Here is a 15211-nt window from a genome sequence, read left to right as displayed (position 1 = left end):
TTAAATAATGATAAGTTATTGTTGAATTTAAATAATCGTATAGTTGATGTGTTATTACCCATTTTATAATTAAGTAATATCATTGATTGAAATTCAATAAGGTATTTTGATGGCGCGTACTTTATTATAGTAAACGCAGTAGCCACGTTAGTTTACTTATTTTGCTAGCGGTACTTTTGTGCTTCTCACTAGATTTAAGGGCTTGATACCCAGCACCTGCTGTAAATGCACTTCCAATACCTACATTACTTACTAAAAATCGCTTTAGTCTGTAGTTAAATGCTTGCTGATGTTGCTTTTTTAAGCCATCGAGAGCATCCATTTTTTGACTTAAATGGGTGACTTTACGGTTCGGCTTTTGAATGAAGTAATCAATGATCATAACAAGCTCCAAGAAATTTATTACTTATTGATGTTAAGCAGCTGTTTGATACTACGTGCTGTTTTGTCAAATCCAATTTTTTCACTAATGTAGCCAATATTTTTCCACAGCCATGCTAAACACAGTAACTGTAAAACAATTAAACAAGCCGCGCTGAGCCAAATAGATTGACTGAATGCAAAAATAGCGAGCCCGATTGTTGCCAATAAACCAGCCCACAGTAATACTAAGCCTCCAGCAAAGCTAACCAATAAAATAATGGTCAACGCTAATGAGCGTGTAGACAGTCGCCATTCTGCACTTGCTAGCTCTTTGCACGTACCAGCTTGTTGGCGATAGTCCTGATAAATTTGCTCACCATACTGCGAAAGTTTAACAAGGTGATCTTGCCACTGATCAGCGCTTTTAGCGGCTGGATCAGTGGCACGATGCTGCTTATTTACCGTATCGGTATCTTGGTCCATAACGGCTACTTACGACGAATTAGCGCGGTTACTAACATACCAGCAGCAAATGCAATACCTGCTGTCGCTAACGGGTTTTCAGACGCTAACTTGCGTGTTTTACCACTGTATTCAGTGATCTTATCTTGCGCTAGTTTTTGCTTTTCAGATAAAGTTTCTGCTGAAGTAGATGCGCCTTTGCGAATGTTTAATTCTGCAGCAGCTGCTTTTGAAGACAATGTATCAACAGCTTGATGAGCTGCTGACGTTGCTTTCTCTGTTAATGGTGCTTCAGGCACTGCTGAGTTTACAGTTGCTTTACTATTGGTTGCCGTTGTTGAGTTAGTTGCTGATGTAGTCATCATTATTCCTTAATAAATTAATCGTGCTTTAGAATAAGCAAGCTTTAGACCAGCCATATTATTTTTATATTATTATTTAAAATCAGTGTATTACGATTTTCGTTCAGACAAATACATAATATTTAAAATTATGAGTGAGTAACAGTTTCACTGTAATGGTAAATTTTACAAAGTGATTACAAATGCAGACATTCACAACTTCAGTGAGAGAATAATGTTGATTTGTTTAAACTTTAATCGAAACAATTAAAGCATGAGGAATTAAGAAGGGAAATATTTGTAATTATTCATAGATTATTCAGTCTACATCAGCGGTGAAAAGTTTACTGAATTTGATGATCAAATTTATTTTTTTATTGTTCTCCACATTTTCCCACGTAATTCAGTAGCTTTGCGCGAGCCCTTATTTTTTCTGGCTTTAACAGTCAATTATAGGATTTTGCTGACTTGACAAAACTCCTTGTCAAGCCCTAAACTGGAGCACTGTGGTAAAAAGTGGTTTTTAGTGGATCAAATTGGATCAAAGTAATCGAAATCGGTTAATTATAAATTATTAGAATAGGTTTTATATGTTTCGCGGTGCGAGTTCACTGAGTTTGGATGACAAAGGACGATTTGCGGTACCTACTAAATACCGAGACTCGTTATTGTCTGAAGATCAGGGGACTGTGATCTGTACTGTGGCATTGAATGAGCCCTGCTTATGGTTGTATCCATTAGCACAGTGGCAAGATATCGAAGATCGATTAGCTAAAATTTCCAATATGAATCCACGTGCACGACGCATGCAACGAATGTTGTTAGGTAATGCAACTGAGTACCAACTAGATAAAAATGGCCGAATACTATTGGCACCGTCGTTACGGTCTCATGCAGATTTAGGCAAAAAAATCATGTTGGTCGGTTTGATGAATAAATTTGAGATCTGGGATGAAGAGCGTTGGCATGAGCAAATGCGCCAAGACACCGAAATAGAGCGACTCGGTGATTTTGAATCAACCCCTGATTTAGATAATTTCTCGCTCTGATCACACAATAAAAAAGGCAAAAAATAGCTAATGACAGCGCAATTTGAACACATTTCCGTATTAATGGACGAAACCATCGAGGGTCTAGCAATTAAGCCAGACGGTATTTATATGGATGGTACATTTGGCCGCGGCGGACATTCTGGACAAATCTTGGCGCGCCTTGGTGAGACTGGCCGACTGCAGGCAATTGATCAAGATCCACAAGCGATCAAATCAGCAGAAAAATTTGCAGATGATAAGCGCTTTGCCATTGCTCACACCCGATTCTCAAAGTTATACGAAGTAGCGGAGCAAAACGATCTCATTGGTAAAGTTGATGGTATTTTATTAGACATCGGCGTGTCATCTCCGCAACTTGATGATGCTGAGCGTGGCTTTAGCTTTATGAAAGATGGTCCTTTAGATATGCGAATGGATCCTACCTCAGGTCGCAGCGCAGCACAGTGGTTAGCTGAGGCAGAATTAGACGACATTACTCATGTGATAAAAAAGCTGGGCGAAGAGAAATTTGGTAAACGTATAGCACACAAAATACTTGAAACACGTGAACACACACCGATTACGACGACTAAGCAGTTAGCTGATTTAGTTGATGAGGCAGTGCCTGTAAAAGATAAGTTTAAACATCCCGCTACGCGTACTTTCCAAGCAATTCGAATTTACATCAATAGTGAATTGGAAGAAATTCAAACAGCATTACAGTCTGCGGTTAAAGTGCTTAAACCGGGTGGACGTTTAGTGGTTATTTCATTTCATTCTTTAGAAGATCGTATTGTAAAACAATTTATTAGAAAACAGAGTAAGGGAGAAGCATTACCTAGAGGTCTGCCTTTAACAGACGCACAAATAAATAAAAACCTGACGTTAAAAGCAGTAGGTAAAGCGATAAAACCAAGTGCGGCTGAAGTTGAACGTAATACACGCTCACGCAGCTCAGTACTTAGGGTGGCACAGAGATTGGGATGAAGGCTAAAGCGAATCATCGACAACCCAACTTATTTTTAGAAATAATCAAAGGCCTAGGAGCGAATAAGCTAACCTCGGCCTTGTTGGTTTTGATATTCGCTTCAAGTTTGAGCGTCGTACAAAGCACTTATTTAGCACGCCAAGAACTGATTAAACAAGATCAGCTCTTGCAGGAACGAGATGAGCTTGATTTAGAGTGGCGTTATCTATTAGTTGAAGAAGAGTTTTATTCACAGCATGTGCGCATTGAAGAAATTGCCACAATGCAATTAGAAATGAAACGGCCAACCAGCCAAGATGAACAGGTGATTATACTGCCATGAGAAATAGAGGAAAAAAACCAGCGAATACATTGAGCACATGGCGTTTTATGCTGGTGTGCTCTGTGGTGCTGTTGGTATTTGTAACCTTAGTTTCTCGTGCTGCGTATCTACAAGTTATTGAGCCAGACAAAGCTCGCTCTGAGAGCAACAAACGAACTGTGCGTGTTGAGAAGTTACATGTACAGCGAGGCATGATTTTTGACCGCCATGGTAAAGAACTTGCTGTGAGTGTACCTGTTGTGAGTGTATACGCAGATCCTAAAGCATTACATAAATCTTTGGTTGCAAAAGTACTTAAACAAGCTAAAAAAGAGGGTGAAGATCACAAAGCCCTTGCTAAGAACAAACCGTTACTACAACAGCGAGTCGCACTTTATTATAAAAACGATTTACGATGGCGTGAGCTTGCAGATGTTTTACGTATTGAGCCGAAAAAAATAACAAGCCGATTACGTGATGATGCAACTCGGCGTTTTGTTTATTTAAAACGCCAAGTAACGCCAGCGGTTGCAAATTACATTGGTGACTTACGCTTGCCAGGTATTCATTTATTAGATGAATCAAAACGCTATTACCCTGCAGGTGAAGTAACCGCCCATGTTTTAGGCTTTACTAACATTGATGGTAAAGGCATTGAAGGTATTGAAAAACTTTATGAAAATGCGCTGACTGGCGAAGAAGGCCGCCGGACTATTCGTAAAGATGCTCAAGGACGTGAAGTAGAAGTGCTTGATGAGCGTGAGCGCGTTGAGCCTGAAAATATCCAATTAAGTATTGATCAGCGTATTCAAGCTATTGCCTACAAAGCCCTTAAGTCAGCGGTATTGACATACAAAGCGAGCTCAGGCTCAGCGATGGTGGTAGATGTTAAAACCGGCGAAGTATTAGCGATGGTTAACAGCCCGTCTTTTAACCCAAACAACCTTAATGATGCCGCCCCTCATAAACGCCGTAATCGTGCTATTACAGATTTGTTCGAACCAGGCTCAACCGTTAAGCCTCTAGCCATTTTGGCTGGATTAGACTACGGCACAATTCAAGCTGGTGATAAAGTTGATACTTTTCCAGGTTGGATGCGATTGGGAGGTAGCTTAGTTACAGATACCCGTAATCATGGCGAAATGAGCCTGCGAGAGGTCTTAAAGTACTCCAGTAATATGGGCGTGACAAAAATTAGCCAAGAACTACCGAAAGACTACTTTGTTGGTTTATATCAAAAAGTGGGTTTTGGGACTGATTCGGGCACTGGGATGGTTGGTGAAAGCAGCGGTTTATTTTATCCAAATCGTCGCTGGTCTGATCATGAAATTGCAGCATTATCATTTGGTTATAATATTGCTGTTAGTACGGCTCAAATGGCACGCTTTTATGCAATGTTAGGTGCTGGTGGTGTGAATCGACCGCTCACCGTTTTAAAGCAAGACTCAGTTCCTGAGGGTGAGCGTGTATTTCAACAACAAGATGTTGAAGCCGTTGTGAATATGATGGAAAGCGTTTTTGAAGAGGGCGGAACCGCCAGCCGTATTAAAGTAGATGGTTATCGTGCAGCGGGTAAAACGGGTACTTCTAAAAAAGCCGCTGCAGGTGGTTATGGTGACGAATATGTTGGCTATTTTGCAGGCATAGCACCGGCGAGTAATCCGCGTTTAGCTGTGGTGGTAATGATCAATGAGCCCGGTGGAGATGTTTATTATGGTGGTGCGACAGCAGGCCCTGCATTTGCAGAAATTATCTCTAACGCGTTAAGAATTTTAAACGTGGCTCCCGATAAAGGCTCGGTTGCTTACGTCAAAGGCAAAGATGATGATGCGTGATTTACAAACAATTTTAAAGCACTTAGAGATAGCGGCCAGTAGCTTATTAGTGAACGAGTTACGCTTGGACAGTCGAGATGTAAAGCCAGGTGATGTATTTGTTGCAATTAAAGGCCATGAATTAGATGGTGGTCAGTTTATACAAAAAGCAATTGAAAATGGTGCGGCAGCAGTTATAGCGGATCGCTTGTGTGAATTTGAGAGTGACTTTGAGCCGTTGTACTTGGTCTCTGATTTAGATAAAAAATTACCAGCATTAGCGAGTCATTTTTACCAGCGGCCAAGTAAGCAGCTTGAGTTAATTGGTGTAACAGGTACAAACGGGAAGTCGACGACTACAGCAATGATTGCTCACTTAGCTAATTATTGCGATACCGCGTCGGCGATTATTGGCACTTTGGGTTATGGCCAACCTGAACAGCTAACGCCACTGATTAATACCACGCCATCGTGTGTTGATTTACAGAGAATTTTATCTGAACTTATTACACAGAAAAACACGTTAGTTGCCATGGAAGTATCATCGCATGGTTTAGTACAGCAGCGTGTTGCAAAAACAACATTTAAAGCTGCGGTATTTACTAATTTGTCACGTGATCACTTAGATTACCATGGTGATATGGCAAGCTACGCTGCTGCAAAGCTAATGCTTTTACGTGATTTTAACGCGCAGTTAGTGGTACTCAATCAAGATGATAGTCAGGTTCAACATTGGCTAAAGGAATACGATTTTACCAACCTAGTATGTTATGGGCGAAAAGGGCTTGTTCCTACAGGTGCTAAATATGTGTACTTTACTGATGTTAGTTACCATAAAGAAGGTATTTCAGCTAAATTAACAACAAGTTGGGGGGATATCTCAATTAATAGCCCGCTCTTTGGTGAATTTAACTTATATAATTTAGCGGCCGCGATTGCGACGCTGCTAGGTTTAGGGTATCCGCTGGATAGACTTGCTGCTGGGTGTGTAAGTTTACAGCCTGTTGCTGGGCGTATGCAGGCGTTTAGTGCACCTAACCAACCAACCTGTATTGTTGATTATGCACATACACCAGATGCATTAGCTCTTGCACTACAAGCATTACAACAACATGTTCCGGGTGGTGTGAGCTGTGTTTTTGGTTGTGGTGGTGACCGAGATAAAGGTAAGCGCCCTATGATGGCCCACGCGGCAGAGCAACATGCTAATAAGGTTATTGTGACCAGTGATAACCCACGCAGCGAAGATCCGTGGCAGATCATTAACGATGTAGCAGTAGGGTTTACACAGGGCAAGGCTATTCATTTAGAAGCTGATCGCGCGGCAGCTATTGCTTATGCGATTGATAATGCACAGCCAAGTGAAGTGATCTTGATTGCAGGTAAGGGGCATGAAGACTATCAAATTGTCGGTACTCAGCGCCTTGATTTTTGTGATCGTAAGTTTGTACAACAACATCTAAAAGAACAACAACGAAGAGGATCGCAGTTATGATCCCTATGGATTTTGATTGGCTAGCAAATGTGCTGGCAACCGATTACCAAGGTGGTAATCAAACGATTATAAATATTAACACGGATACCCGCACAGTATGTGATGGTGAGGTGTTTTTAGCATTAAAAGGGCCTAATTTTGATGGCCATAAATTTATTCAGCAAGCAAAAGAAAAAGGCGCTATCGCAGCTATTGTCGATCATGCTATTGAATGTGATTTGCCTCAGTTTGTAGTGGCAGATACACGAATTGCTTTGGGTGAAATTGGCTCAGCGGTAATGGCTAGCGTTGCACCAAAAACAATTGCAATTACAGGCAGTGTTGGCAAAACTACTGTAAAAGAAATGTGTGCTGCTATTTTAGCCTCTCATGGTGACGTGCTTGCAACAAAAGGTAATTTTAACAACGATATTGGCGTACCTCTGACTTTATTACGTTTGGAGCCTCATCATCAATACGCCGTTATTGAGCTTGGCGCCAATCACATCGGTGAGATTGCCTATACTGCGGCGATGACTAAACCGGATGTGGCTGTGGTGTGTAATGTGGCTGCTGCACATATTGAAGGGTTTGGTTCATTGGAGGGCGTTGCCACTGCCAAAGGTGAAATTTACGATGGTTTGAAAGAGCACGGCGTAGCCATTGTTAATTGCGACAGTGAATTTAGTGACCGTTGGCTTAATAAATTACAAGGACGCAATATTAAGTGCTTTTCAAGCAGTGAAAAGCTGGATATCTGGGCTGAGGATATCAGCTTAGATGAGCAGGCTCACGCCTCTTTCTTTATTTGCACTAAAGAAAAACGAGTACCAGTAAAGCTTGCTTTACCTGGGCGACATAACGTTGCAAACGCATTGATTGCTACAGCACTTACCAGTGAGTTTGGAGTTAGCTTTGAAAATATTGCAGCTGCGCTTGGCTCAATGGGAGAAGTTAAAGGGCGTGTCAATATCATAAAAGTTAGCGATACATTAACCGTCATTGATGACACGTACAATGCGAATGTGCAATCGGTAAAAGCAGCAATCGATTTATTGAGCGATATACAAGGTCAACGTATTTTAGCATTTGGTGATATGGGTGAGCTTGGTGAAGACGCTCGTATGTATCATCAACAAGTCGGCGAGTATGCTAAGCAAAAAGGTATTGATGAACTCTATACTCTTGGTGTACTGAGCAAATATGCGAGTGATGAATTTGAAAAACCGAATCGTCATTTTTCAAGCCGTGATCAACTCCTACTACAATTGCAAGCTGGCTTAGCTAACACATCACAAAAAACCACCATAGTCGTAAAAGGATCGCGCAGTTCTCGAATGGAATTACTTGTACAAGATTTAGTTAATAGCCAGCAAAGTGGCCACAATGGAGTATCTGAATGTTAGTTTGGCTGGCAGAGTATTTAACCCAATATTACAGTGCATTTAATGTATTTTCATACCTTACTGTACGCGCTGTATTTGGTATTTTAACGGCGTTATTAATCTCATTATATTTTGGTCCTAAACTGATCCGCGCTTTGCAAAGAATGCAAATAGGCCAAGTTGTCAGAAATGACGGCCCAGAGTCGCATTTATCTAAAAAGGGCACACCTACAATGGGTGGCCTATTAATTTTAGCGTCTATTTTTACCAGTACATTATTATGGGCAGATTTAGCCAATAAGTATGTGTGGGCTACATTATTTGTGATTGGTTCGTTGGGTCTGGTGGGTTTTGTTGATGATTATCGTAAAGTGATCCGCAAAGATCCAAAAGGCTTGATCGCCAGATGGAAATACTTTTGGCAGTCAGTAATTGCATTGGTGGTTGCTTGCGCTTTGTTTTTTACAGCAAATCATGCAAATGAAACATCGTTAGTTGTGCCATTTTTTAAAGATGTATTACCGCAACTGGGTTTGTTTTACATCGTAATGACGTATTTTGTCGTTGTTGGAACATCTAATGCGGTAAACCTTACCGATGGTTTAGATGGTTTAGCGATTGTACCAACAATTTTAGTGGCTGCGGCATTGGCAATCATTGCTTATTTAACCGGTAACGTAAACTTCTCAGCTTATTTACACATTCCACACTTACCATTAGCCAGTGAGTTAGTTGTGGTATGTACTGCGATCGTCGGAGCAGGGCTTGGTTTTTTATGGTTTAACACTTATCCAGCGCAAGTATTTATGGGTGATGTAGGATCTCTTGCTTTAGGTGGAGCGCTGGGAATTATTGCGGTATTAGTCCGTCAAGAATTGGTATTAGTGATAATGGGCGGAGTATTTGTAATGGAAGCCTTGTCGGTTATTTTGCAAGTTGGTTCCTATAAGTTACGTGGCCAGCGGATTTTTAGAATGGCGCCAATCCATCATCACTATGAATTAAAAGGGTGGCCAGAGCCTCGTGTTATCGTACGTTTTTGGATTATTTCGATCGTGCTCGTGTTAGCGGGTCTAGTTACATTAAAGATTAGGTAAATGACGTATTTAAACGAGATAAAAAACAAACATATAACAGTGCTCGGACTCGGTGTTACCGGTCTGGGCATTGTGCGTTTTTTAATGTCTCATGCTTTTACTCCTTATATTGTTGATAGTCGCAGTTGTCCACCTGGCGCTGATTGGCTTAAACAGCATGCACCTAATTTAGAAACTCACTTTGGTGACTTGGCAACTGCAAATCTAAATAGCACTGATATAATCATCATTAGCCCTGGTTTGAGTTTGACGACACCCGCAGTTGTCGCCGCAATGGCTGCGGGCGTAGAAGTGATTGGTGATGTTGAACTGTTTGCCCGCTTAAATACAAAACCCGTTGTAGCGGTGACAGGCTCTAATGGTAAATCAACCGTTGTCACTTTGGCTTATGAAGTACTTAAAGCTGCAGGGTACAAAGTTGGTTTAGGTGGAAATATTGGAACTGCCGTTCTGGATTTACTCAGTGCTGACTTTGATGTGTATGTATTAGAGCTCTCGAGTTTTCAACTAGACACTACACACAGTTTAAAATCAACGAGTGCAACAGTACTGAATATATCTGAAGATCACCTAGATCGTTATGCTGATTATCACGCTTATATTGACTCAAAACTAACAATTTACCGACATACAGAGCTTGCAGTGGTAAATGCCGCTGATAGTTCAACACATACCACACAGCAACCACAGTTGAGTTTTGGTATTAGTGATGCTGATTACTCGATTACCTACAAAGACGGTTGCGCCCAGTTTAGTGCAATGCAGCAAGCGTTATTACCTGTAGATAGTTTAAAGGTAGTTGGGCGTCATAATCACTTAAATGCTTTATCAGTAATGGCATTATTAAGTCCATTTTCGATTAGCAAAACTGCCTACCATGAAGCTTTTAGCCAATTTAATGGCTTGGCTCATCGCTGCCAATTTGTAGCAGAACTTGCAGGAGTTAAATATTTTAATGACTCTAAAGCAACGAACGTCGGTGCAACTATCGCAGCAATAGATAGTTTATCAGATCAAGCTAAGCAGCTAATTGTGATTGCTGGAGGGGATGCTAAAGGCGCAGATCTCAATAGCTTAAAACCGTATTTACAAGCGCAAGTAAAAGCGCTTATTTGTTTTGGTAAAGATGCCAATGCACTAGCAGCGCTAACAAACAAAAGCCATTTAACGCAAAATATGGAACAAGCAGTTGAGCTTGCTAAGCAACTTGCTGTTGCCCAAGACATTGTGTTACTTGCCCCAGCCTGTGCCAGCATTGATATGTACAATAATTACATGCAACGCGGCGATCATTTTAGCGAATGTGTAAAGCGGGTGTCGCTATGACAACATTTGCTGATATTCGTGATGCATTAACTCCCAAGCAATCAGCACAGTTGTATGATGCTCCACTGTTGTATTGTGTAATTATGTTAATTGGTTTGGGCTTTGTCATGGTTACAAGTGCTTCAATGCCTGCCGCTGAGCGACTATTTGACAATCCGTATCATATTATTATTCGCCATAGTATGTTTTTAGCTATGGGTCTAGCGCTCTTTTGGATTACGTGTTGTGTGCCTATGACATGGTGGAAACGCTCTAACCCATACTTACTATTATTGGGTATGGTGTTATTGATTGTGGTGCTGATTGTTGGGCGCGAAGTAAATGGTGCCAAACGATGGATCCCTATTGGGCCAGTGGGTTTTCAAGTTGCTGAAGCTGCAAAGTTGTACTTTTTTAGCTATATAGCGGGTTATTTAGTGCGTAAACGCGCTGAAGTACAAGAGAACATCAAAGGCTTTGCTAAACCTATTGCAGTGTTTGCTGTTTATGCCGCATTAATTTTATTACAGCCAGATCTCGGGACTGTGGTAGTGATGTTTGTTACCACCGTTGGCTTATTATTTTTAGCTGGCGCTAAGCTATGGCAGTTTTTCGCACTGATTTTAACTGGTATTGGTTTAGTCGTGCTGTTGATCATTGTAGAGCCATATAGGATGGCGCGAGTGGTTGGCTTTTTAGAACCATGGGACGATCCGTTTGGTAAAGGCTATCAGTTGGTGCAATCGCTAATGGCATATGGTCAAGGTGGTTGGTTTGGTCAAGGGTTAGGTAATAGCGTTCAAAAGTTGCAGTATTTACCTGAGGCACATAATGACTTTATTTTTGCAGTGATTGGCGAAGAGCTCGGTTTTGTTGGTGTATTAAGTATTTTATTGGTGTTCGGCACCTTAGTATTTAGAGCATTATTAATTGGTCAACAAGCATTAAAATGTGGCAAAGAATACGAAGGCTACTTTGCGTTTGCGATTGGTATTTGGTTTGCGTTTCAAACCATGGTAAATGTCGGCGCAAGTGCGGGTATTTTACCAACCAAAGGACTCACTTTACCGTTTGTTTCTTATGGCGGCTCTAGTTTATTAATTATGACAATCGCAGCGGGAATTTTATTGCGAGTAGATTTTGAAACAAAAATGGCAACCAAACAAGCAACATCCCGAGGAGGTAAACGATGAGTAAAAAATTAGTAGTCGTTGCTGGTGGTACGGGAGGGCATATATTCCCAGGGATTGCTGTGGCTGATTACCTTAAACAGCAAGGCTGGCAAGTAAGCTGGATTGGTACCGCTGATCGTATGGAAGCGCAAGTAGTCCCTAAGCACAATATTGATATTGATTTTATAAATGTCAAAGGCGTACGTGGCAATGGCTTCGCACGGTTAATTAAAGCGCCTTTTATGGTTATTAATGCCATTTTACAAGCGCGCAAAGTGCTGAAAAAACAGCGCCCTGATGTTGTGTTAGCAATGGGGGGGTATGTAACAGGACCGACCGGTATTGCGGCAAAAAGTTTAGGTATTCCGCTGGTGATCCATGAGCAAAATGCGGTGGCCGGAATGAGTAATAAGTGGCTAGCAAAATTTGCGAATAAGGTGTTGGCTGCCTTTCCGAGCGCGTTTGCTAAAGGTGCATGTGAAGTGGTGGGTAACCCAGTACGCGAAAGCGTTGCTCATGTACCAGTTCGCAATGCTAGCAATCCAATCAATATGCTGGTGGTAGGGGGATCATTAGGTGCTCAGGTACTTAACATCACACTACCAACAACGTTTGCGCAGCTTACTAGTGTATGTGAAATAAATGTTTGGCATCAAACTGGGAAAGGGCATTTAGGCGCTGTGAGTGAAGCATACACAGAGCAAAAAATGAGTACCGAGCAAGTTAAAGTAGCTGAATTTATAGATGATATGGATGCTGCTTATAGTTGGGCTGATATTGTTATTTGTCGTGCTGGTGCGTTAACTGTAAGCGAGATAGCTGCCGCAGGTAAAATGGCGGTGTTTGTGCCTTATCCTCATGCGGTGGATGATCACCAAACCGCAAATGCAAAATTTTTAGTTGAAGGCAATGCGGCATTACTCATGCCGCAGGGGCAGTTTAATCAACAGGCACTTGCCTTGTTATTGAGCCCGTATTTAAATGAGCCTGAGTTAATTAATGAAATGGCAAGCCGCGCTAAAGGTCTTGCTGTGCTAAATGCGACGGCGCAGGTTGCCAAACATTGTGAGCAAGTAACAAATAAAAAGAGAACTGTGTGAACGAATTTAATAAATCGACAAACGTCGCTCAAAAAACTAATCGTCCAGCCATGAGACGAATAGATACTATTCACTTTATAGGCATTGGTGGCGCGGGCATGGGTGGTATTGCTGAAGTGCTTGCATTTGAAGGATACCGAATTACGGGCTCTGATATTGCGCACAGTGCGATGACTGAGCGCTTAATTAAAGTTGGCGCCGAAGTATTTATAGGTCATCACGAGAATAATATAAAAGATGCCAATGTGGTTGTTGTTTCAAGTGCGATTGACGAAACAAACCCAGAAATAATAGCGGCCAAAGCGGCGCGTATACCTGTTGTTCGTCGCGCTGAAATGCTTGCTGAGCTTATGCGTTTTCGCCATGGTATTGCCATCGCTGGTACGCATGGTAAAACGACAACAACGAGTTTAATCGCCAGTATATATGGCCAAGCAGGGCTTGATCCAACGTTTATTATTGGTGGCTTGCTTAACAGTGCTGGTAGCAATGCTAAAGTGGGGAAAAGTGATTTTTTAATCGCTGAAGCGGATGAAAGTGACGCATCATTTTTACATTTACAGCCAATGGTTTCAGTGATCACAAATATAGAAGAAGATCACATGGATACCTACGGTGGTAGTTTGGAAAAAATGAAAGACACCTATGTCGATTTCATTCATAACTTACCATTTTATGGTCTTGCCGTTGTCTGTATTGATTCTGAAGTGGCTGCTGAGCTGATACCGCGCTTTGGTCGCCCTGTGATCACCTATGGTGAGGCTGCTGATGCTGATTACCGTATGACTGACTTTAGCCAAACAGCAAATACAAGTCAGTTTAAAGTGCGTAATAAGCAAGGCGATGAGCTGAGCGTGAAGTTAAATATGCCAGGCAAACATAACGCACTTAATGCAACGGCCGCTATTGCAGTATCAAAAGATCAAAAGATAGCCGATCACGCAATTTTAGAAGCTTTACAACAGTTTGAAGGCATCGGACGTCGTTTTCAGCACTATGGCGAGTTTGAAAATGAGCGTGGTAATGTGATGCTGGTAGACGATTATGGTCATCATCCATCTGAAGTGGCCGCCACTATTGCCGCAGTACGAGAAGGTTGGCCTGATAAACGCCTAGTCATGATTTATCAGCCACATCGCTTTTCGCGTACGCGTGATTTGTATGAAGACTTTGTAAAAGTATTGGCTGATGTTGATCAGCTTCTACTCTTAGATGTATATAGCGCTGGCGAAGAGGCGATTATAGGTGCTGACAGTAAAAGCCTTTGTCGTAGTTTGCGCCAAAGAGGCAAAGAGCCATTGCATATTGCTAGCAGCTCGGAGTTAGCGGGTGTATTAGCAAACATATTAAAAAATAATGACTTAGTATTGACGCAAGGCGCTGGTAATATTGGCCAATTAGTAAAAACACTCGCAGCAACATCGTTGTCGATAGAGCAATTGAAACAGGTAAAAGTATGACGCAATTAAATACGCAATTTGGCAAAGTTGCCGTGTTGTTAGGTGGTCACTCAGCAGAGCGCGAAGTATCACTAAAATCAGGGCAGGCTGTATTGAACGCATTACAAAATGCGGGCGTTGATGCTATTGCGTTTGACCCAAAAGAGCAGCCTTTGTGGCAATTAAAAGAATTAGGTATTGAACGTGTATTTATTGCACTACATGGCCGCGGTGGTGAAGACGGCACTATTCAAGGCGCGCTTGAATTTATGGGGTTGCCATATACAGGCAGTAACGTATTAGGATCAGCGTTGGCAATGGATAAAATCCGCTGTAAGCACTTATTTAAATCAGCGGGCTTAAGCACAGCACCTTACGCGGTGGTTGATAGCAAACATGGCTTTGATACAACCGCGATAATGAATGAGCTAAAAAAAGTAATGGTTAAACCATCACATGAAGGTTCTAGTATTGGTATGGCGCAAGCAAACAATGCACAAGAACTGGATGCTGCTTTAGCTGAGGCATTTAAATTCGATAGCCAAGTATTAGTAGAGCAATGGATAACAGGGCGTGAATTTACCATTACAGTATTGGGTGATGACGTACAGCCGGTAATTGAAATGACCACACCAAATGGCTTTTATGATTATCAAGCAAAGTATCAATCAAATACGACGCAATATCACTGTCCGGCAGATTTATCTGCTAGTGATACTGAACATTTACAGGCAATGGCACTTGCTGCATTTGAATTAGTGGGCGCCAGTGGCTGGGGGCGTGTTGATGCCATGCAAGATGCGGATGGTAATTTTTACCTATTAGAAGTGAATACAGTGCCCGGAATGACTGAGAAATCATTGGTGCCAATGGCGGCTAAAGCAAACGGCGCAAGCTTTGAGCAATTAGTTGTTCGCATTTTGGAGCAAACGCTTTAAT

15 protein-coding genes are annotated in these 15211 nt (G+C 41.7%); 12 read left to right on the top strand and 3 right to left on the bottom strand.

Features of this window, described 5'->3' with window-relative positions; all coding sequences use genetic code 11:
* Positions 1–124 precede the first annotated feature (124 nt).
* Genes ACJJVX_RS18595 through ACJJVX_RS18585 form a run of 3 tightly spaced genes read right to left on the bottom strand, consistent with a single transcriptional unit; the run spans position 125 to position 1190 of the window.
* Entirely contained in the window at positions 125–382 is a 258-nt protein-coding gene (locus tag ACJJVX_RS18595; protein WP_054206648.1) for a hypothetical protein, read from the bottom strand.
* A gap of 20 nt (positions 383–402) precedes the next feature.
* Positions 403–846, bottom strand: a complete 444-nt coding sequence (locus tag ACJJVX_RS18590) for a phage holin family protein (protein WP_054206647.1) — start codon at positions 844–846, stop codon at positions 403–405.
* A 5-nt stretch (positions 847–851) separates the two neighbouring features.
* A complete protein-coding gene (locus tag ACJJVX_RS18585; protein ID WP_054206646.1) occupies positions 852–1190 on the bottom strand; it encodes a hypothetical protein in 339 nt (112 codons plus the stop codon).
* A gap of 566 nt (positions 1191–1756) precedes the next feature.
* On the opposite strand from ACJJVX_RS18585, the gene mraZ reads away from it, so the two are divergent.
* From mraZ to ACJJVX_RS18525, 12 genes are read left to right on the top strand one after another with little or no spacing between them, the layout of a single operon-like run.
* Positions 1757–2215, top strand: a complete 459-nt coding sequence (gene mraZ / locus ACJJVX_RS18580) for a division/cell wall cluster transcriptional repressor MraZ (protein WP_054206645.1) — start codon at positions 1757–1759, stop codon at positions 2213–2215.
* Between the two features lie 30 nt (positions 2216–2245).
* Positions 2246–3184, top strand: coding sequence for a 16S rRNA (cytosine(1402)-N(4))-methyltransferase RsmH (gene rsmH, locus ACJJVX_RS18575; protein WP_054206644.1), 939 nt, complete (start codon positions 2246–2248; stop codon positions 3182–3184).
* Complete coding sequence (gene ftsL / locus ACJJVX_RS18570; RefSeq protein WP_054206643.1) at positions 3181–3507, top strand: cell division protein FtsL; 327 nt, start codon at positions 3181–3183, stop codon at positions 3505–3507. The genes rsmH and ftsL overlap by 4 nt, the downstream gene beginning before the upstream one ends.
* The gene (locus tag ACJJVX_RS18565) at positions 3504–5321 is read left to right on the top strand and encodes a penicillin-binding transpeptidase domain-containing protein (protein ID WP_054206642.1); all 1818 of its coding nucleotides are present in this window, start codon (positions 3504–3506) and stop codon (positions 5319–5321) included. Before ftsL ends, ACJJVX_RS18565 begins: the two co-directional genes overlap by 4 nt.
* Entirely contained in the window at positions 5314–6795 is a 1482-nt protein-coding gene (gene murE, locus ACJJVX_RS18560; RefSeq protein ID WP_169328087.1) for a UDP-N-acetylmuramoyl-L-alanyl-D-glutamate--2,6-diaminopimelate ligase, read from the top strand. The genes ACJJVX_RS18565 and murE overlap by 8 nt, the downstream gene beginning before the upstream one ends.
* Positions 6792–8180, top strand: coding sequence for a UDP-N-acetylmuramoyl-tripeptide--D-alanyl-D-alanine ligase (gene murF / locus ACJJVX_RS18555; RefSeq protein ID WP_169328081.1), 1389 nt, complete (start codon positions 6792–6794; stop codon positions 8178–8180). The genes murE and murF overlap by 4 nt, the downstream gene beginning before the upstream one ends.
* Positions 8174–9256, top strand: coding sequence for a phospho-N-acetylmuramoyl-pentapeptide-transferase (mraY, locus tag ACJJVX_RS18550; RefSeq protein WP_054206640.1), 1083 nt, complete (start codon positions 8174–8176; stop codon positions 9254–9256). The genes murF and mraY overlap by 7 nt, the downstream gene beginning before the upstream one ends.
* The gene (gene murD, locus ACJJVX_RS18545; RefSeq protein ID WP_405632855.1) at positions 9257–10582 is read left to right on the top strand and encodes a UDP-N-acetylmuramoyl-L-alanine--D-glutamate ligase; all 1326 of its coding nucleotides are present in this window, start codon (positions 9257–9259) and stop codon (positions 10580–10582) included.
* A complete protein-coding gene (gene ftsW / locus ACJJVX_RS18540; protein ID WP_054206638.1) occupies positions 10579–11754 on the top strand; it encodes a cell division protein FtsW in 1176 nt (391 codons plus the stop codon). The genes murD and ftsW overlap by 4 nt, the downstream gene beginning before the upstream one ends.
* Positions 11751–12833, top strand: coding sequence for an undecaprenyldiphospho-muramoylpentapeptide beta-N-acetylglucosaminyltransferase (gene murG / locus ACJJVX_RS18535; protein ID WP_054452715.1), 1083 nt, complete (start codon positions 11751–11753; stop codon positions 12831–12833). The genes ftsW and murG overlap by 4 nt, the downstream gene beginning before the upstream one ends.
* A gap of 50 nt (positions 12834–12883) precedes the next feature.
* Positions 12884–14293: a UDP-N-acetylmuramate--L-alanine ligase gene (murC, locus tag ACJJVX_RS18530; RefSeq protein ID WP_405632992.1), complete on the top strand. Its 1410-nt coding sequence runs from the start codon at positions 12884–12886 to the stop codon at positions 14291–14293.
* Entirely contained in the window at positions 14290–15210 is a 921-nt protein-coding gene (locus tag ACJJVX_RS18525; protein ID WP_054206636.1) for a D-alanine--D-alanine ligase, read from the top strand. The genes murC and ACJJVX_RS18525 overlap by 4 nt, the downstream gene beginning before the upstream one ends.
* The last annotated feature ends 1 nt before the right edge of the window (position 15211 follow it).

It is taken from the genome of Pseudoalteromonas sp. Ld20, assembly GCF_045064175.1.
In the GTDB taxonomy this organism is placed as follows: Bacteria; Pseudomonadota; Gammaproteobacteria; order Enterobacterales; family Alteromonadaceae; genus Pseudoalteromonas; species Pseudoalteromonas neustonica.
The sequence above is the reverse complement of the archived record's forward strand: the minus strand, read 5'-3'. Positions and strand labels throughout refer to the sequence as shown.